Source organism: Paenibacillus agaridevorans (assembly GCF_003112455.1).
Taxonomy (GTDB): domain Bacteria; phylum Bacillota; class Bacilli; order Paenibacillales; family Paenibacillaceae; genus Pristimantibacillus; species Pristimantibacillus agaridevorans.
This window is the reverse complement of record NZ_BDQX01000023.1, coordinates 1-19335: the sequence shown is the minus strand read 5'-3', so window position 1 is coordinate 19335 and position 19335 is coordinate 1. Positions and strand designations below refer to the sequence as shown.

Sequence of the window (19335 nt, the reverse complement as noted above, 5' to 3'; positions counted from 1 at the left end):
GCAACGGCGAGTAGGGGGGATACGCATGGAAAATCATCCGAATCACAACAAAGAGGATCACAACCCATATGAGGACGAGGAGTGGGACTTTGAGTCGGAAGAGGAGGAAGATGACGGAGGTTCATCTGCCACGCGGCGCAAGTGGATCAGAAATACGATCATTTTTCTGCTGGTGGCCGCTCTGGTCGGCAATATATTGGCATTTTGGCCGCAAATCTACAACATGAAGACGCTGCCCCTCTTGTTCAAGTCGAAGGAATTATCCAGCCAGACAGAAATCCAAAGCTATAAAGAAGCGGTTGTCTTAGTCAGCACGGACAATGGCAAAGGCACGGGATTTCACATTAACGGCGGATATATCGTGACAAACTATCATGTAATCGAAGACAACGGCTATATCATAGTGAAATTTCCGGAGCATAGCCAGAGTTATAAAGCGGAGCTGTCGGGCAGCGACCCCGATCTGGATATCGCCATACTGAAGGTGGACATCGGGAATCAACAGCTGCCGTTTATTGAAATGGAGCGGAATCAAAAGCAATGGGAGCCTGGCGATCCTATCAACGTGATTGGCAATCCGCTGTTTTTTACGCAAATCGCCATAGAAGGCGCTGTAATCGGCTTGGTTCCGATTCAAGGCCGTCACCAGCCGGTCCTGGCCCTTGATGCGCCGATTTATGGCGGCAATAGCGGCTCTCCCGTCATCAACGAGCATGGCAAAGCCATCGCCGTCGTTTACGCCACTACCGATATCCCGCACCAAGACCAAATGATACGGGCCGGTTTGGCCGTGCCGGTCGCCGACTTCGAGAGCTTGCTGCGAGAACTGCTGCCGCCGGAAGAGGATTAGGCTCTGACGTTTAATGATCGGACTGATGTGAAGATTGAGGCCGCATGGCAACCGACTGTCGAACGACGAGATGCGGATTGAGCAGTGTACGAATGGTAGTGCCATTAGGCTCGGCCAGGCGGCGGCGAATCATCTCCATGACGAGTATACCTACATTTTCCCTTGGAAAATGTATCGTGGTCAGCGGCGGTGCATTCCACTTGGCCGCTTCCAAATTGTCGAAACCGATTAAGGACACTTGGCCGGGAACGTCGATTCCGCGCGCGACCAGCTTTTGGCTTACGTGAAAGGCGATCGGGTCATTTGCGCAAAAGAAGGCCGTCGGCATATGCTCCAGCAGGAGCGATTCGTGAATGCTATCCAAATTAATGCTCCCATCGGCGTTTCGCAGCTGCAAATTTATGATGCATCGTTCGTCTATCGGCAGTCCGAAACGGCGCATAGCGTCCAGGAAGCCGTGACCGCGCTGGCAGAAGCTTGGCGAAAGGTTATGATCCCCGATGAAACCGATATGGCGATGTCCGTTTTCGAACAAATGGCGCACGGCTAAATAGGCGCCGGCATAATCGTTTGCGCCGATCGAATCGATATGCGGGGCAAGATGATATTCATTGTCGAAGGCGATTGACGGTATGCCGGATTGAATCAGCTTAGCCGCAATTCCCTCCGGGATTAAGCCAAACAGCAAGTTCACATGCGGTTTGACAGCGGGCAGTCTCAATTCTGATGGCGTGTCCGTTGCCAGGTCGACCGGAAGCAGATCGAGTCGGCAGCCGCCGGCTTTTAATTCGCGATCGAGGGACAAATAAACAGAAGTGAAATGCGGATCGGTCAAATTGTGCCGTTCGACGACGAGCAGAACAACAAGTTGTTCCTCTGATTCGTCGTTAGCGGACAGACCGCTCCGCTTTCTTCTTTTATCGTACCCGAGCATCGCGGCGGTTTCCTCCACTTCCCGGCGGGTTTGTTCGCCGATTCCCGGATGGCCGCTTAACGCTTTGGAAACGGCAGCGGTAGATAGTCCCAGCTTTTGCGCGATATCTTGCAATGTAATTTTTTTTCTTTTTTTCATCTCTTCGTCTCCGATCTGAGGGAATCTTTGCATTCATTATATCATAAATTAACTAAAATTAATGTTTGTATATCATTTTTAGTTAAATTAAAATTAATTATATTAACATAAGGATATCTTGAAGTGAAGAGGGGATCGGGTATGTCGGAGACGATAAATCTCGGAGGACAATGGGAACTGACGGGGAGCGATGCCACTGGACAACGGGAACCCGTTACGGTCGAGGCGCTGGTTCCAGGCCACGTGCATCATGACTTGCAACTGGGGGGTATTATCGCCGATCCAAGGGTGGGTTACAACGCGGAAGAATGCCAGTGGATCGAATCGATGCAGTGGAAGTACAAAAAGACTTTCGAATTGGAGCGTATTCCGGAAGGGTATCCTGTGCTTCATTTCGAAGGAGTAGATACTTACGCCGCCATCTATTTAAACGGAATACGGCTCGGGCGCACGGACAATATGTTTGTGAACTATCGCTTTGAAGTTGCAGGGGTATTGCGAACAGGGAGAAATGAGCTGGAGGTCGTCTTTTCTACCGTCGATGAGGCGCTAAAGGGCAAACCATACGGCAATTATGAAGCGGCATTTACGAATGAGCGCGTGTATGTCCGGCGCATGCAATGCACATTCGGTTGGGATTGGGTTAACCGATTCGTAAGCTACGGCATATGGAGGCCGGTTCGTCTGGCGTTCGAGCCTGCTGCTACTATTGCCGACGTGTACGTCTATACGCAGTCTTTAGACGCAAGCGGCGCTGCCATTCGTTACTGCCTCGAAGTCGGCCGTCGCCTCAGCGAACCGCTGCGCGCCGAGGCGACGATGCGTGATCCACGAGGAAATGTCGTCTGGCAAGCCGACAAGCCGATCTTTGGAGACAAGCTGGAGCTTACAGCCTCTTTGCGGGAGCCTGAGCTGTGGTGGCCGGCAGGCTACGGCGATCAGCCGCTGTATACGGTTGAGACGACGATTCGAACGGCCTCAGGCCGCGCACTGCAAACACGTGTTGTTCAATTTGGCGTTCGCACGGTGAGAATCCAGCAATTGCAAGATGCGCCTGGAAGCCGCGAGGCTGAGATGACAACGCGGTTGCGCGAACAATTTTCGCTGTGGGATCACAACGGTGATCGCCCCGGCAGCAGCTTCAGTCTGCTGGTAAACGGCCGGGAGATCTATTGCAATGGCGCAAACTGGGTGCCGGTCGATCCGTTTCCGTCCCGAGTGGATGAAAAACACTACGCGCATTTGCTGCGGCTTGCTCGAGACAGTCACTTTACAATGATTCGCTGTTGGGGCGGCGGCATCATCGAACCGGAAATATTTTGGTCGGAATGCGATCGGCTTGGCTTGCTCGTCAGTCAAGACTTTTTGATGGCGTGCGGCAAATATCCGGAAGACGATGAAGAATGGACCCGTTCGCTTCGCGCCGAGGCGGAAACGGGAATCCGTGCGCTGCGAAATCATCCGAGCCTCGTGTGGTGGAACGGGGATAACGAAAATGCGATGTTCTATGACGAAGAAAACCCGGCATATCCGGGAAGGAAAGTAGCAGAGACGATTACGGGACGATTATGTGCGGAATTGGATCCGTCAAGGCCGTTTATGCCGAGCAGTCCGTTTGGCGGCTCGCCCAACCTCTCATTTACGGTCGGCACGTCTCATGTGACCGGTATTATGTTGGAGATGATCGAATATTTGCGAACGCATGACATGGATGATTACCGCGACTATTTCTCATCGTTTATAAGCCGGTTTTGCCCGGAGTTTCCGATGTTCGGAACGCCGGAAATTCATTCTATGCGGCGCTTTATGAGCGAGGAGCAATTGCAAGACCCGACTTTCAAAATGATTGAATATCATACAAAAAACCATCCCGGCCTAACGGATTTTTCATTATTCAAAGCGTTGGAGCTGCTGGGAGAAAAGCTGACTCCGTCCACGGATAATATAGTCGAGCGCATTCGCCGCATGTCGTTCGTGCAGCGGGAACTAACCCAAATCGTCGTAGAATCTTATCGGCGCAACCGTTTCTATACAGGCGGACTGCTCTTTTGGATGTACAACGACTGTTGGTCGGCCAGCGGCTGGAGTTTGGTTGATTACTATGGTTATCCGAAAGGCGGCTACTATGGAATAAAGGCTGCCTCCAAACCGGTAATCGCTTCGGTGGAGCGGGATCGGACGAACGGTTCCATCCTATGTTGGGTATGCAATGAACGACTGGAGCAATCAAACGGAATCGGCCGATTGTTCGTACTTTCTCTGGATGCGGAAGCAACCGATAAGGCAATGTGGTCCAGCGAGTTTGAATTCGCTGTTGCTCCGGGTTCTTCGGCGGCGGCAGCGACGTTTGATGATGCCGAGCTGAGATCGTACTTGGACAATCGTCATGTTCTTGTTATGGAAATCGAAGGAGCATTCGGCACTGACCGTTCCGTATGGTTTACGGGACGGCCTGCGGAGCTGCAGCTTGCGCCATCCGAAGCGCGCATCGCAAAGAGGACGGACGCAGAAGGGGGCGGCACATTGATCGTCACCGCAAATCGCTATGCTCACTCGGTTATGCTGCATGGAGAGTATGTGTTCTCGGACAATTACTTCGAGTTGTTGCCAGGAGAGTCCAAGACCGTTCCATACTATTCGATTGCCGGGGCTCAAGAAAAACGGGAGATCGAGCTGCACGCTTGGAATTAAGGCGAAAAAAAGAAAAGGCTCTCCGTGTTCACCCATGGTGGCGGAGAGCCGCTATCGCGTGCCTTACCCTGTTCTTTGATCACGAAATTCCTTCGGGGTCAGCCCGGAATGTTTTTTGAATACTTTAATGAAATAGGGCGGATTATCATAGCCTAATTCTTCGGCGATTTCATGGACTTTTTTATTGCTTTCCAGCAGAAGCTTTTCCGCTTTGATCATCTTCAGACGCAAAATGTAGGCGCTTAGCCCTTCGCCGGTCTCGAATTTGTAGATGCGGGATAAATAGACGGGATGAACATAAACGAAATCTGCGACTGCTTGTAGGGAAGTATCCCCCGATAGATGCGACTCGACATATTCCTGAGCCCGCCTGACAAGGAAGGCAGACGTTTCGCCTTGTTCGCTGTTCATATCCGCTTTTACTTTTTCTAGCACTCGCGACACCCATACTTGCAGCTGATCGATGTTTCGAAAGGGCACAGGCTGCAGGAGCAAACCGAAATCTTCGCCGATGATGTCCTCGAGCCGCTTCCCGTTTTTGTGGGACAGATGAATCAGCGCGCTCCCCACGGCAAAATAAATTTCCATAATATGCTCTTGAGAGGGCTGCCCGTTATCCGGATCATGGATCTGAAACACCGTTTGCAGCTTTTCCTCTATCGCATCCCAGCGCCCCGATTCCAAAAGCTGAACAAGCGTCGGAGAATCGTACAAACCGATGGAAGAGTCGACGGGCAGCGAATCGCTAAACGAGCCCGCTGATATAAGAAATTCCTCGTTTCTTCCAAAGCGTTGTCTGACCAGGCTCAGAGACGATTGGTACAGCTTCGGAATATCTTGCGGAAATAGGCCTTTATTGCTGATTAATATGGATATACGGCCATGAAGGAACGCTCCGACACTGTTTTGCAGTTCGCTTGCCTCGCGTTCCAGTTTCAAAGGTCTGAGAGGGGTGGAGGTATGACCAGCATGAGGGTGATCATGCGGCTCCGCCTTCTCTTTGATCAAAAAAATCAGGTAATCATGGGGATCTCTGCACGTCCACAGCATGTAATCATCTTGAAATATTTCTTCGGCCATATTGCCTATCGCATACTCCATTAAGTGAAAATCCCGGCGGTTATAAGTGTAGAACGATTCGTCCATACGGACGATCATAAGCGTAACCCCGTCTCCTGCTGCAAACGGAATGTCGAACGACTCCAGCTGCTGCTCCAATACCGCCGGCGGAAAGCTGCGACCTTGAAGCAGCTCGTTGAGCAAGCCGTCTCTCAGCTTTGGGAAGTTCTCCTTTAGGGTGTAGAGCGTACGTTGATGTGAGCTGATCTCCTCCCATTCCTTGTTAATGGATTCGGTTACTCTCTGCAAACATGCGATGATCTCTTCATCGTCGGCGGGCTTGAGGATATAGTCGGCGGTATGATAGAGGATCGCCTGCTTGGCATATTCGAAATCGGAATAGCCGCTTAATAAAATGCACTTGATTCTTTTCCGCTTTTGCCGAATGCGTTCGATCAGTTCCAGCCCCGACATGCCCGGCATTCGGATATCCGTAATAACGATCTCGATAGGATACGTATCCAGTACTTGCAACGCTTCCTTGCCTGAGAAGGCTTTATAGACTTGGCCGATATTCAGCTCCTCCCACGGAATGGATTTCGCCAGGCTTTCGACCAAATGCTCATGATCATCCACGATCAGGATTTGAAACATTCGAATCTCCTCCTTTTATGTCCAATAAAGAATAACCCTTAAACCTCCGGAAGAATTAGACTCAAATTGCAAGCCAGACTCTGGACTAAATTGAAGCCGCAGCCGTTGATGCACGTTCCATAACCCGCAGCCAATTTCATCTGACAGAGGCATATTGATCTTTTTCGACAGCATGAGTCTTCCCTGTTCATCCAGTCCGGGGCCATCATCCTCGACGATAATGCGGTTTTCTCCTTCTCGGCGCTCGCCGCGGATCGTAAGCTGTCCCCCATCCGGGTGCGGCTCTATACCATGAATGATCGCGTTTTCGATAATGGGTTGAATCAGCAGCCTCGGTATGGCGAGGTCTAGCATGTCATCAGGGATGTCGACTATCACCTGTAATCTTTTCATCTGGAGACCCTGAATTTTTAGATAGCTGTTTACAAGCTCCATTTCTTCCCGAATCGTAACGAGCTGCTTCTCGTTTCTTGTATTATAACGATAATATTTGCTGAGGCTGACGGACATGGCGATGATCGACTCTTTTTCTTCCAACACCGCCATGCTTTTAATGAAAGCCAGGCAATTGTACAGGAAGTGGGGGTTGATCTGCGACTGCAATTGCTTTAATGTCGCCTCGCGCGAATAGATTTGCTCCGCGTACACCTTGCCGATCAAATTCTCGATCTCCCCGGCCATTTCGTTAAACCGCTGAAACAAAAACTTGAACTCATTTTCGGATTCTATTTGAATTCTCGCAGCATAGTTGCCTTTCTTCATCTGCTGGACGCCGCGAATCAATTCCTTGATCGGCCTTCGGATATTCGAGTGCAATATATATAAAATGAGCAGATTGACGCACATTAAAATGCCAAGAAATAAAAAGAAATAACGGTTGCTGGAGGTGATGGGGGTAATAATTTCTTGCATCGGCACGTAATCGACCAGATACCACGCAAGCCCATCCGACTTCACGTAATTGACAAAATAATTGCTTTGATCGATATCAACCGTTTCGTAGCCTTGATTTCCTAAATCCCAGCTCGAAATCTCATTCGCGATTCCATCTGCCAACTTTGCCGTGCGACCGGATGGAATCACGGTTCTGTCTGCGGGGTTATACAGGAACGTTCCGCCGTTCCCTTCGCCATGAAAGTTGTCCAGCAGCTTTACAATATTATCCGCCGAGAATCCGACCTTGGCGATTAGACTGGCATTGGCCACGAGGTTATGCTCATGGATGGGATCAAAGGCGTATAATGTAAATTGCTTATCAGTTTGGCTATACTGCCAGTCTGGCATGGCATATCGGTCAATCTCATTTTGGTTATAATGAACAAGCGAGTGCTGGCCGATCGCCTTTTGAATTCTAGGGGCATAGATCGTAATAGAATTCGTGAACGCGTTGGCGACACTTTGCAAATTCAGCTTCTGGCTAATGATTTGCTCCGTCTTGAACGCGGTATAATTAGCGTCCTTGGCATACAAGTCCAGGTCGCGGAACTCCTTTACGTTCGGATCTCTGAGAAGCACGTACGCCATCATCGATATTTGTTTTACGTTGTCGTCCAACTGTTTGTGCAGGGAAGACAAACGGTTCATTTGGGAATCGCGGATATGCTGCTCCATAACGCCAATGTTTTTCTGGTTGGAGTAGATATACAAAATGAGGACGGGGACCAACAGGATGAGAATCAATATATTGACTTTGGTGAAATTGTTCATTCTAATCATGAAGGAACCGCCTCATCTATGTTTTATTCATTGTAGCTTTGAAAATACGAAACGAACAAGAGAGGCGAATGATGTTTTCGCCTCCCTATTGCAATCTATTGTTTTAAAATATTTGCTCTATACCACTCATTGACTTCTTCCGTAATTTTATCTCCGCCGCCGGACTTCCATTTTTCTACGAACACGTCGAATTCCTCAACCGGAGCCGTGCCGAAAATAATTTTCATTTGCGTTTCATATTCCATCTTGCTCAGGAAATCGCCTTGCGTCTTCTGAGTAGGCGTCACTGGCCCCGAGTACAAGCTCATAACGTCGGCATCTTGTTGTGCCTTCCAAACCTTCATGGATTCGATTTGCCCGTCAATACATTGCGGATTGCTTAAGCAATTGTCGAACCCTTCCTGTTCACCAGGCGATCTTCCTGGTTTTCCTGCCAGCATTAAATCCAAATATCCATCAATCTGATACCATGGATCGACGAAATAATTGGGCATAAATCCATATTTCACTACATGGTAGTTAGAGCCTGCCCCCTCCTCCATATACCCTTTATCCATTAAAGACTTCGTGTCCAGATCCCAAATCCCGCCAACATTGGCAAGCGTGAACATGACATCGGCATACTTGAATACGGCATCCGGGTGTTTGTAATCCTTGTTGACCAAGACGCTTGCGCCGACAAGAGAGAATACGCGGCGTTCCGCTTTGCCGTTCTCGCCAACTGGAATAGGATACACCTTGAATTCGGCTCCGGGAACGTTGACTGCCAAATCCGGCAGCGGCCAATACGGCAGCCAGTTCGGTCCGAATATAATGCCGGCTTTGCCGGAGGTGAACAGCTGTGCGGCAGTTCCTCCATCTTGCTGTGGTGCATCCTTGGAGATATAGCCCTTTTCCATCCAGCTTCTAAATGTGCTGAGCGCGGTTTTCATTTCCGGCTGGATCGGATCGTATATCAATGATTGTCCGTCCTCCGATTTGGCCCAATTGCTTGGAAGCACCCCGAAGGCTCCATACAAAGCGGTTGCATCCGCTATGACTTCGCTGGTTGGATTTTTAAGCTGAACAGCCAAACCAACCGTATCCTTGACGTTGTTGCCATCCGGATCGTTGTTGACAAACGCCTCCATAACGGCTTCCAATTCCTTAATTGTTGTTGGCGCTTTCAACTGCAGTTTGTCTAACCAATCCTGGCGAACATACATGTTTGGCGCTCCGTTTGGTCCCCAGGCAGGAATCGGCAATGCCATGATCTTGCCGTCGCGAGTGACGGAATGGAACAATTCCGGGTTTTCGTCATACACTCGTTTGACACCTTCGGATGCATACTTGTCGATGTGATCGGTCAGATCCATAAATTTTCCGGATTCGATTAATAGATTCGTTAATTCGACATCTCCCATGGTATTGATGACATCGGGCAGCTTCTCGCCGGAGGACAGAGATAGCAATAACTTTGTTTTAAAGCCTTCATTTTTAGTAGGGGCCGTCCACAACACATTAATGTCCAAACCCAGATTTTCCTTGAACTGATCGAACAATATGTTTTTTTCGGCCGTTTCTCCGTTGAAATACATCGTATCATCGCCGATCGGAACGACGATATTCATTGGAATAGCCGGATCGTATTTCCCGTCCTTAAACGGCGCAGTCTCTACACCTTGTTCGTCGGTTTGATTGGGAGCGCCTTCATTTCCGGGGGATTGGGTCTCGCTTGCTTTGGTTTCCTGAGGGGCAGGACTGTTGGAATTGTCTGAGCATGCAGCTAGAACAGAGACCGTTAACATCAAGGTCAAAGCGGCTGAGAGCCCTTTTTTGAATCTGATCATTTGTTGACCTCCTCATGTATTTTGTAAGTGCAAACCAAGCATAGCGAAAAATGAATATCGAAAATAGAAAACAAAATCAAGAAAAAAAGCAATTCCTTAACGGGAATGAAAAATCGAAAAAATAAAGTTAACAGATTGCTTTTTTTATTGAAAGATTGGCGTATCTGCCTAAAACGTCGTCCTATACAATAAAAATAACATACGTTTAGGGGGAAGGAAATTTGAATTTAAACAAAAAAACATCAAATATGATGCGGATGTGGCAGCTCCATGTGATGCTTATTCCCGGGATCGTTTTGGCTGTTATTTTTCTTTATTTGCCGATGTTTGGACTGGTCATCTCGTTTCAAGATTTTAAGCCGTGGCTAGGTTTTTTTGATTCGCCATGGGTTGGTCTGGATAACTTCCGCCGCATGCTGGACCGGGAGGACAGTCTCCAGGTCATTCGCAACACCTTCTTTATTGCGGGTCTCAAAATCATTTTCGGATTGTTTGTTCCATTTATTTTTTCATTGTTGTTAAATGAGCTGCGCCACATCTTTTTCAAACGTATGGTGCAAACGCTTGTGTATCTTCCTCACTTCATGTCGTGGGTTATCCTTGGGGGCATTTTGATTAACATGCTCGGCACTAGCGGGCCCGTCAATCAACTGCTGGGCTCATGGTTTGGCTTGGATCCCATTCCTTTTTTAGTCCAAGGGGACTGGTTCCGGTTTACGGTAATCGCCAGCGATATTTGGAAGGAGTTCGGCTTTGGCACCATTCTGTTCCTTGCGGCGCTGACTGCCGTCAATCCGGCTCTATACGAAGCGGCGGAAATGGACGGAGCCGGGCGCTGGCAACAAACGATGCATGTTACGATCCCGGCCGTCACTCCAATTGTCGTCGTGCTTGGCACATTGTCGCTCGGCAGCATTCTCAATGCCGGCTTCGATCAGATATTCAACTTGTACAATGCGCTTGTTTACGATAAAGGAGACATTATCGATACCTTTGCCTACCGGGTTGCCTTGCTCCAAACCCAGTTCGGCTTCGGGACAGCCATTGGCATGTTTAAAGCCTTGATCAGCTTCGTCCTTATCGTTGTCGCTTATCGCATGGCCTACAAATTTGCCAACTACCGTATATTCTAAATCAAGGAGGCTGCTGCATGTATTACAAAGCTCGATCCTATAAAATCTTTTATGCGTTCAACTTCGCGTTTCTGCTGATTATGTCGGTTACCTGCATTCTGCCGTTAGTCCATATTTTCGCTGTATCGTTAAGCGCCCAAGCGCCTGCCAACGCCAATCTTGTCGGACTGTGGCCAAAAGGCTTCAATATCGAGGCCTACAAACAAACCTTCTCCAACCCCAACTTCATGCGCTCCATAGGGGTTTCGATTGAACGAGTCGTTCTGGGAACGGGAATTGGGATGGCGGTTACCGTCTTGACGGCGTATCCACTTTCCAAGATGCACTTGAGGTTTCGAGGCAGAGCGCTGTATACCTGGTTTTTTGTATTTACCATGTTATTTAACGGAGGCCTGATTCCCACTTATATCGTCGTGCAAAAAATGGGGCTGATGAATTCCATCTGGGCGCTGGTGTTGCCGGGGGCGGTATCCGCTTGGAATATGGTGCTCATGATGAATTTCTTTCGAAACGTGCCAAGAGAAATCGAAGAGGCCGCAACGATAGATGGAGCCAATCACTTCCGAACGCTGCTCAGCATCTATTTGCCCCTTTCTCTGCCGTCCCTTGCTACCCTTTCGTTATTTACGATGGTCGCTCATTGGAATTCCTGGTTTGACGGGATGATTTATCTGACGGATGCCCCAAAATGGCCATTAAGCACCCTGCTGCAGACCATCGTCGTCACACAAGATTTCAGCAAAATCAATCTGCAGCCGGAGGATGTCAAATTAATTTCGAATGCGACAGTCAAGGCTTCCCAAATTTTTATCGGAGCAATTCCGATTCTGCTTGTGTACCCGTTTCTGCAAAAATACTTCGTTAAAGGCATGGTTCTGGGATCGGTAAAAGGATAGTGGGATGATAGGGCAAGCCTAGTCCATAACAAAGGAATGTATGAGATGACAAAAATTTCGATCGAAAATGAGTGGCTTTCACGCGGGTTTGAGGTTAACAAAGAGGGACTGTTTCGTACGGTATCGCTTCAAAACAAAACAACAGGATTCGAGTACGTAAAGCCTGCAAGGGATACGGAAGAGGAATTTTCGTTCATTTGCTATTATGGTGAGGCCATGATGGTGCTGAAGACGAGAGACTTCAGCTACGAGTCGCATCGCTTTATCTCATCGGAAGAATCGGAGACGTTAACGGTTCGTCTGATGCTGAGAGCGGGAGGAGACGCCGGCTATCTCCCCTTTGCGATCGGAAGTTGGGGGTCTGCGGGTTCGCTCCTTGCGGTGGAGCTTATTTACCAGGCTTATCATCAGCATCCCGTCATCCGCAAAAGGATGACGATTAGCAGCAAAGCGGACTATCCGGTCAGAATTCAATATTTGGGCTGGGAGCAGCTCGCACTGTCTCCAGGAGAAGGAAGACAGGTGCACCACTCTTTCTTCACCCAAACATCCGCTGCCGTATCCAATTGTATGGACGATAGTGTGATGGCGATCGAATGGCCGGATGCAAACGAAGGTTTGCTTGTCGCGACGGAAGCGCCTGGGTCCATGAAGCATATGGAGCTGTTCGCGAACGGAGACCATCTTCATATCGGCTATAACGACAAGGAAGAAACCATCTTCGAATGGCAGTTGGAGCCCGGCGAGACGTTTGAATCCGACTGTTCCTTCTTTTTATCCTTCTGTCATGAGAAATGGCAGGATGTTGTGGATCGGCAGTTAGGAAGCTTCGTAAAAAATAGATTGTCCGTCTGTCTCCCCGAGCAGGTGCCAACGTTTACCGTCAATACCTGGGAAACCTTCTATTCGGATATCAACGAGGAAATTGTACTGGAAAATATTAAAATAGCTGCGGAAATGGGCATTGAAGCTTATCAGCTGGATTGCGGATGGTATTTCCTCCATGGCGATTTTGAGCCCGATCCCGTTAAATTCCCCCGCGGGCTGGATCCTATCGTGGAAGCGTGCCGGGCATCTAACATCAAGCTGGGGCTTTGGATGTCGGTCAGCAATATGCATATCGATTCCTCCATCGCCAAGGAGCATCCCGAATGGTTTCTGACGGATGAGAACGAGCAGCATGGCTTTATGGTCGGGTGGAAGGACACGGCCATCATGTGTCTGGATTCGGACTTTAAGGGGTGGATCCTGGATGAGATCGACCGGACGGTAAAGAAATACGATGTAAAGCTGTTGAAGCTGGATCTTGCTGCCGTTCGCGACCCTTACAATCCCCATAAGTCGATTGGCTGCCATAGCAGGGACCATCATCATGGAACGCAGAAGTCGTCCAATCTTCGGATATACCGCAGCATGTTTTGGATCATGGACGAACTGAGAAACCGAAATCCGGACTGCCTGCTGGATTTGACGTTTGAGCTTTACGGCGTGTTGCATAACATGGATTTGGCGCTCATCCAGCACGCCCATCAAAATTGGATTGTCAACTCGGATACAGCGTGGCTGGACAATTTGCGCCGGATGATCCATACAAGAAGCCGAGTCGTTCCGAGCTATACGTTAAACTTCGGCTCCTGCCATCTGACGGATCCGTTGTCCCGCCATGTCGGATTTTGGTCGGCATTAGCCGCGCACGGTTTATATTACGGCGATTTGCGAAAGCTGTCAGGCGCAGACCGGGAACACTATGGAAAGTGGATCAAGTGGGTCAAGGATTACCGGACGGAATTCGATTTCCTGGCGTATCACCAGGTATCCGATACATTCCCCGCTTCGGATGCGCCCGATCATGTCGACCGTCGTTTCCATCCGTACTCCTTCTATGAGGCTGCCCGGGTCAAATCAACGGCCAAGGAGTGGGACGGCTTCGCCAAGCTGAAAGAAGATGGCGAAGGACTGATTGTCGTCTTTCGTCCAGAGCACTCCGAGCAGCCAAACCAATCCTATGCGCTTCCCTGGATGAAGGCCGAGGAACGGTATGCCGTTTATGATGTTTTGAGGGGCTCCTTGGTAGGCTATTTTAACGGGAAAACGCTGCAGGAGGGTCTGGAGCTGCATATCGTCGAACAACCTGGCGTGCTCGTGCTGCAGATACAAAGGTTGCTCGCTGAGGCAGTTGAAATAGATCAAAAATAGGGTGGTATCCTTTATGTCCGAAATTGGTTTTATTAAGGCGAAGCCCGTTTGGCCTCGCGGCAAGGATAAGGAAATGAACGTGACCGTAGGCTTTAGAGCGGTTTTTGATTGGGATGCTGCGCAGAATGCTCTGCTTTGTATGACGGGATCAAGCCTGTATCGTGTTTATGTCAACGGAGAATTCGCAGGCCACGGCCCGGCGAGAGGCCCGCACGGATTTTACCGCATGGACGAATGGGAGTTATCCCCTTATCTTAAGGCAGGGAAAAATATGGTCGCTATCGAAGTGGTCGGCTATAACGTTAACAGCTATTATTTGCCCAACCAGCCTGCCTTTCTGCAAGCCGAAATCCGGGTGGATGGGACGGTTCTTCGCGCAACCTCCGAGGACTCGGACGACTTTCAAGCCGCACTATTGTCGGAACGGATACAAAAGGTACAACGATACAGCTTCCAGAGACCCTTTATCGAGTACTACAGATGGCGAGAAAGCAGCCACGCCTGGCGCACCGACGATACCATTGCGCTCGCAGTCGAGACCTGTGCAGAAGCAGAGCATAAAGCCGTCATTGCCCGCGGGATTTCTTATTCGACCTTTCAAAAAAGAAGTCCCGTAGCCAAGCAGGAAAGAGAGCGTTTTACGATTGGAAATGTACCGGAGGTTTATTGGAAGGACCGATCGTTAACCGATATCGGACCTACACTTGGGGGGTACGCCGAAGGCGAGCTTGAGGTTGTCCCTACCTTGGAAATGCAAGAAGTAAGGACCATAAAAACATCGCTGACTTCCTCCCCCTATAAGGCGGAGGAAGCTTTGCGGCTTTCGGCCCTTTCGTGTCAAATCATAGATTGGGGACTTAACCGAACCGGCTTCCTTGGAGGCAAGTTTACATGCAGGGAAAGAACCAAGCTGTATCTCATTTTCGATGAGCTTGTAACCGATGGGGACATCGACTTTACACGTATGGATTGCGCCAACGTCATAGGCTGCGAATTAGAGGTTGGGAGCTATGATCTGGAAAGCTTCGAGCCTTATACGATGCGTTATGTAAAGCTGCTGGTGATGGACGGACATTGCGAAGTGGAGGCGTTATATCTTAGGGAATACAACAATCCCGATACCGAAAGAGCCGTATTTCAATGCGATCGTGCGGAGTTAAACGCCGTTTATGCCGCTGGAGCGGAAACCTTCCGGCAAAATGCATCGGATTTATTGATGGACTGTCCTTCGCGTGAACGAGCTGGCTGGCTTTGCGACAGCTTTTTTACGGCCAGGGTGGAGCATGTTCTGACGGGGGGCTCCAAAATGGAGCGAAGCTTTCTGGAGAACTACCTGCTTCCTGAGCGCTTCGATCCCCTTCCAGCCGGCATGCTGCCAATGTGTTATCCCGCCGATCACGATGACGGCAATTTTATTCCGAACTGGGCTTTATGGTTCATTTTGGAGCTTCAAGAGTACTTGGCCAGAACGGGGGATCTCCAGCTAGTTCAGGCTTTGAAGCCTAAGGTCTATGCTTTATTTGATTACTTCCGTCCATTCCTTAACGAGGATAACTTGTTGGAAAATCTGGAGCAGTGGGTCTTTATCGAGTGGTCTAAGGCAAATGACTATGTGCAGGATGTTAATTATCCCAGCAACATGCTGTATGCGGCAGCGTTAGATGCAGCCGGCAGTATATACGACGATTTCCGGCTCGCAGAACAGGCCTCGATAATTCGTCATACTATTGCGGAACAGTCTTATAATGGCTCATTTTTTATTGATAATGCGGTTAGGATCGACGGCAAGCTGCAGCTAACGAACCATACAACCGAGGTGTGCCAATATTACGCCTTTTATTTCGGCATTGCAACGCCGGACTCGCATCCTGAATTATGGACGATTATTATGGATCAGTTCGGCCCATCGCGCGACGCGAGGCAGGTCTATCCGGCTGTTCCGGAGGCCAATGCTTTCATTGGGAATTATTTGCGCCTGGATCTGCTATCGCTTTATGGTAGAAGCCGGCAGCTGCTTGAGCAGATGGAAGGATACTTCATTCATATGGCAGAAAGAACCGGGACCCTATGGGAACACGCGGGCAATCTGGCCAGCTGCAATCATGGGTTCGCATCCCACGTCGTCTATTGGCTATACCAGGATGCCCTGGGCCTGAAGGGGATTGACCCTATTGCCAAGAAACTGATTGTTCAGTTTGAGGATAATGGTTTGCATTGGTGTGAAGGAGCAATTCCCGCAGGTGCAGAGCTCATTAAGCTGCAATGGCGGTTGGAAGGAGACCGCATTTACTACTCGCTCCATACTCCGTCTGATTATGAGGTTCGAATTGTGAACAACAGCGGAAAGGAACTTATAGCAGCGATTCCTTGAATAAAGAATGGCCGGTCAGGATCTACTCCTGGCCGGCCATCTTTACTTAAATTTACGAAAGTATAAGTTTTTGTCTTAGAAAAGCAATTTGTAAAGAATAGATGCCGATTCGGCGCGTGTTGCGGTTGCCTTCGGCCTATACGATCCATCCTCGAACCCGTTGATGATGCCTGCCTGCTGCATGCTGCTGATTGCCTGCTCCGCATATGCGGATATTTGCGTGCCATCGGTGAACGGCTTGCTATTGTTTGTTGCGGACAATTTAAGCAACTGTGTCATCCGTACTGCACGATAAGCGATGACAGCCATCTCCTCGCGGGTAATCGTGGCCGTTGCATCGAAGGTTCCGTTGCCACGCCCCTGCGTTATGCCCAGCGCCTCTGCGCTTGCAACGGCTTGATAATACCACATGCCTTCCTTCAAATCGCTAAATTGGCTTGATGCGTTGGCATCCATAAGGTTTAGCCCTTTCATCAGCATCTGCAAGAACTCTGCACGTGTGACGGATTGGTTCGGCTGAAAGCTTCCATCACCCTTGCCATTTACAATCTCTCTAGCCGCAAGCGTGCGAATAACAGATTCCGCCCAGGCGGCTTGATGCAGATCGATAAACGACACATCGACATGCGCAGCTGCATACAGACTGAAGTGAGCGGGTTGAAAGGTCACCTCGCCGGTCGCCGCCTTATACTTGGAGTTCTGTACGATCTCCAAAGCACCGTCTTCCCGAATGAAATAGCTTACGATCTGATCCGGATGCTCTCCGTCGCCAAGCGTATAGGCTAACGACAGGACAATAGCGCCTGGATAATCAAACCGGTTCACTTCGCGGTCATCGACGGATAGAGAAAAATCGTAAACCGTCTGGCTGCCGATTCGTTGTCTTGCCTCCTTAGTCAGCGAGGACGGATCGACTAACGAAATATGGAGCGATAGCTTGGAAGAATCAGCCCCTACGATACCTGCTGATGGATCGACTTTGATCTCCATGGTGGCGGATCCTGTACGAACCCGAATGGTGTGGATCGTACCGGATGCGCCTGACAACGACTGAAGCGGGATCGAGAGCGCAATATCTTTTGTCTGCCGTTTTTCCCCTGTAATGACTTCAATCGTGAGTATGCCTTCCATGGTCGTTTTTATCGCCTGTTTGATTTGCTCATCTGGCAGATCCAGACTTACCATCCCGCTATTGCTAGCTGCTGCATCGACTTGCAGCTTGCCGTCCGATACGATGATCTTCGGCTCACTCGATGTGGTATCCTTTTGTGGCCCGGAACCAATAGGCTGGTCTAATGGTGGATTCGGAGGGAGGGAGGCTGTCGCAGCGCTAGCTGTTGCCGAATGCGTAGATTCTACTCCTCCTTGAACCGCCGTCACCTGATAATAATAAGTAGTTCCTGCCGTCAAGCCGGTATCGATGTAAGAAGTAGCGGTCACGGGTTCGGTGTTCACCTTTGTGAAAGGACCGCCTGATGCCGAAGCCCGGTAGATATGATACGAGCTTGCCCCAGTCACAGCCGTCCAGCCCAGCTCAATAGAGGACGTGCCGGATGAGCTTGCCGCCAAGCCTGTTGGGGCTTCTGGCTCCTCAGGCTCCTCATTCTCCGGCGCATGAATTTCCACTCGGCTCAACTGCGGGTTCCAAAAATATAAGCCCCCCTGCGGGAATTCGATCTTCAAATAGGCAGTACCCTGCGGGATATTGTCCAACGTATATTTTCGATTGGTCCACACAATCGTAGTGATCGGTGTGTCGTGGATAGTTGCGCCGATATAGGGGGTCCAATTGGTACCATCCTGTGACAGGTAAAATTTAAAATCGTTAATCTCCTCCTGAGTATGGGAGAAGAGTCCGTTTACATCCGCACGCAGCATACCGTCAAATTGGTAAACGATTGATTCGACAGATGTAGTATCTGCTCTCATCACACGACTGTTATCGTCGACATAAGCTCCGTTTTGGGTGTCGAATGACAGGCCCGGGCTATGAGAATGTGCGATGCTCCAATCATCAAGTTCATCCTTATAAACGACGGTGCGCGTTAATGGCGTTGTGGCGCTGACAACATCGCTTGCGCCGGATTCCCCCGTGTTTCCAACAGCAGAGATTTTGTAATAGTAGGTTGAGCCGGCAGTTAGACCGGAGTCGACGTAGGCCGTTGCTGTTATTGGGGATGGATTGATTTTTTCATACGCACCTTCAGCGCTGAGAGCGCGATAGACGTTGTACGATACAGCTCCCGTGGAAGCGGACCAGCCCAGTTGAACCTCTGTCATTCCCGTTGCGGTCGCGGTCACATTAGTAGGCGCTGAAGGTGTGGTCTGGATCGATACACGGCTTAGCTGCGGCAGCCAGTAATTAATTCCGCCTAGCGGGAATTCGATTTTTAAATAAGTTGTACCCGCAGCTATATCGGTCAGTCTATATTGGCGATTGATCCATGGAATAGCCTCCAGATGCGTATCGATTAAACCTGTTCTAGTATGTTCACTCCATATACTTCCGTCTTTCGAAGTGTAGAATTTAAAATCCCGGATCGCTTCGATTTCTTCGGAGAAAAGGGCGGACGCGGTTGCGCCGGTGATTCCCTTATCCTGAAAATGATAAACGATAGATTCGGGTAATGTCCCACTAACATCTGACCGAATGACTCTGCTGGAATCGCTCACTAATTCACTGTTGCCTGTGTCGAATTGCAAGCCATTGCTGTGAGAGTCGGCAACTGACCAATCATTGAGCTCATCCGAATAAGTCAAGGGATCCGAGCAGCCACATTCTCCGGCATAAACGATTTTCACACTGGACAGCTGCGGATTATAAAAGAAAGCTCCCTCCACAGGAAATTCAAGCTTAAAATAATTAGT

Annotated in this window: 11 protein-coding genes; 6 read left to right on the top strand and 5 right to left on the bottom strand. The window is 49.5% G+C overall.

What is annotated here, in order from left to right; genetic code table 11:
• The first annotated feature begins 25 nt into the window (after positions 1–25).
• On the top strand, positions 26–850 hold the full coding sequence (locus PAT3040_RS01470) for a S1 family peptidase (RefSeq protein WP_108991249.1): 825 nt from the start codon (positions 26–28) through the stop codon (positions 848–850).
• Between the two features lie 10 nt (positions 851–860).
• Here the strand turns inward: PAT3040_RS01470 and PAT3040_RS01465 are convergent, their stop codons facing one another.
• The gene (locus PAT3040_RS01465) at positions 861–1922 is read right to left on the bottom strand and encodes a LacI family DNA-binding transcriptional regulator (protein ID WP_181376388.1); all 1062 of its coding nucleotides are present in this window, start codon (positions 1920–1922) and stop codon (positions 861–863) included.
• 141 nt (positions 1923–2063) lie between these two features.
• Here PAT3040_RS01465 and PAT3040_RS01460 point away from each other — a divergent pair, with 141 nt between their 5' ends.
• Positions 2064–4613: a glycoside hydrolase family 2 protein gene (locus tag PAT3040_RS01460; RefSeq protein ID WP_108991247.1), complete on the top strand. Its 2550-nt coding sequence runs from the start codon at positions 2064–2066 to the stop codon at positions 4611–4613.
• A gap of 63 nt (positions 4614–4676) precedes the next feature.
• Here the strand turns inward: PAT3040_RS01460 and PAT3040_RS01455 are convergent, their stop codons facing one another.
• From PAT3040_RS01455 to PAT3040_RS01445, 3 genes are all read right to left on the bottom strand, one after another.
• On the bottom strand, positions 4677–6326 hold the full coding sequence (locus PAT3040_RS01455) for a response regulator (RefSeq protein WP_108991246.1): 1650 nt from the start codon (positions 6324–6326) through the stop codon (positions 4677–4679).
• A 15-nt stretch (positions 6327–6341) separates the two neighbouring features.
• Positions 6342–8042, bottom strand: coding sequence for a cache domain-containing sensor histidine kinase (locus PAT3040_RS01450; RefSeq protein ID WP_108991245.1), 1701 nt, complete (start codon positions 8040–8042; stop codon positions 6342–6344).
• A 95-nt stretch (positions 8043–8137) separates the two neighbouring features.
• Positions 8138–9871, bottom strand: a complete 1734-nt coding sequence (locus PAT3040_RS01445; RefSeq protein WP_087568177.1) for an extracellular solute-binding protein — start codon at positions 9869–9871, stop codon at positions 8138–8140.
• 248 nt (positions 9872–10119) lie between these two features.
• Between PAT3040_RS01445 and PAT3040_RS01440 the strand changes: the two genes are divergently transcribed.
• From PAT3040_RS01440 to PAT3040_RS01425, 4 genes are read left to right on the top strand one after another with little or no spacing between them, the layout of a single operon-like run.
• Positions 10120–11004, top strand: a complete 885-nt coding sequence (locus PAT3040_RS01440; protein ID WP_108991255.1) for an ABC transporter permease — start codon at positions 10120–10122, stop codon at positions 11002–11004.
• Positions 11005–11021: 17 nt separating this feature from the next.
• Positions 11022–11900 carry a carbohydrate ABC transporter permease gene (locus PAT3040_RS01435; RefSeq protein WP_087568178.1) on the top strand — a complete coding sequence of 293 codons (879 nt, stop codon included), beginning with the start codon at positions 11022–11024 and terminating at the stop codon, positions 11898–11900.
• A 45-nt stretch (positions 11901–11945) separates the two neighbouring features.
• Complete coding sequence (locus PAT3040_RS01430; RefSeq protein ID WP_181376387.1) at positions 11946–14096, top strand: alpha-galactosidase; 2151 nt, start codon at positions 11946–11948, stop codon at positions 14094–14096.
• 13 nt (positions 14097–14109) lie between these two features.
• Positions 14110–16467 (top strand): alpha-L-rhamnosidase-related protein, encoded by a 2358-nt coding sequence (locus PAT3040_RS01425; protein ID WP_108991243.1) that lies wholly within the window; start codon positions 14110–14112, stop codon positions 16465–16467.
• 75 nt (positions 16468–16542) lie between these two features.
• Here PAT3040_RS01425 and PAT3040_RS01420 read toward each other — a convergent pair.
• On the bottom strand, positions 16543–19335 hold a 2793-nt coding region (locus tag PAT3040_RS01420), incomplete at its 5' end, for an S-layer homology domain-containing protein (RefSeq protein ID WP_181376386.1).

Excerpts from the sequence above, each read along its gene's own strand:
- PAT3040_RS01470 (WP_108991249.1), top strand. The coding sequence starts at position 26 with ATGGAAAATCATCCGAATCACAACAAAGAGGATCACAACCCATATGAG.
- PAT3040_RS01465 (WP_181376388.1), bottom strand. The coding sequence starts at position 1,922 with ATGAAAAAAAGAAAAAAAATTACATTGCAAGATATCGCGCAAAAGCTG.
- PAT3040_RS01460 (WP_108991247.1), top strand. The coding sequence starts at position 2,064 with ATGTCGGAGACGATAAATCTCGGAGGACAATGGGAACTGACGGGGAGC.
- PAT3040_RS01455 (WP_108991246.1), bottom strand. The coding sequence starts at position 6,326 with ATGTTTCAAATCCTGATCGTGGATGATCATGAGCATTTGGTCGAAAGC.
- PAT3040_RS01450 (WP_108991245.1), bottom strand. The coding sequence starts at position 8,042 with ATGATTAGAATGAACAATTTCACCAAAGTCAATATATTGATTCTCATC.
- PAT3040_RS01445 (WP_087568177.1), bottom strand. The coding sequence starts at position 9,871 with ATGATCAGATTCAAAAAAGGGCTCTCAGCCGCTTTGACCTTGATGTTA.
- PAT3040_RS01440 (WP_108991255.1), top strand. The coding sequence starts at position 10,120 with ATGATGCGGATGTGGCAGCTCCATGTGATGCTTATTCCCGGGATCGTT.
- PAT3040_RS01435 (WP_087568178.1), top strand. The coding sequence starts at position 11,022 with ATGTATTACAAAGCTCGATCCTATAAAATCTTTTATGCGTTCAACTTC.
- PAT3040_RS01430 (WP_181376387.1), top strand. The coding sequence starts at position 11,946 with ATGACAAAAATTTCGATCGAAAATGAGTGGCTTTCACGCGGGTTTGAG.
- PAT3040_RS01425 (WP_108991243.1), top strand. The coding sequence starts at position 14,110 with ATGTCCGAAATTGGTTTTATTAAGGCGAAGCCCGTTTGGCCTCGCGGC.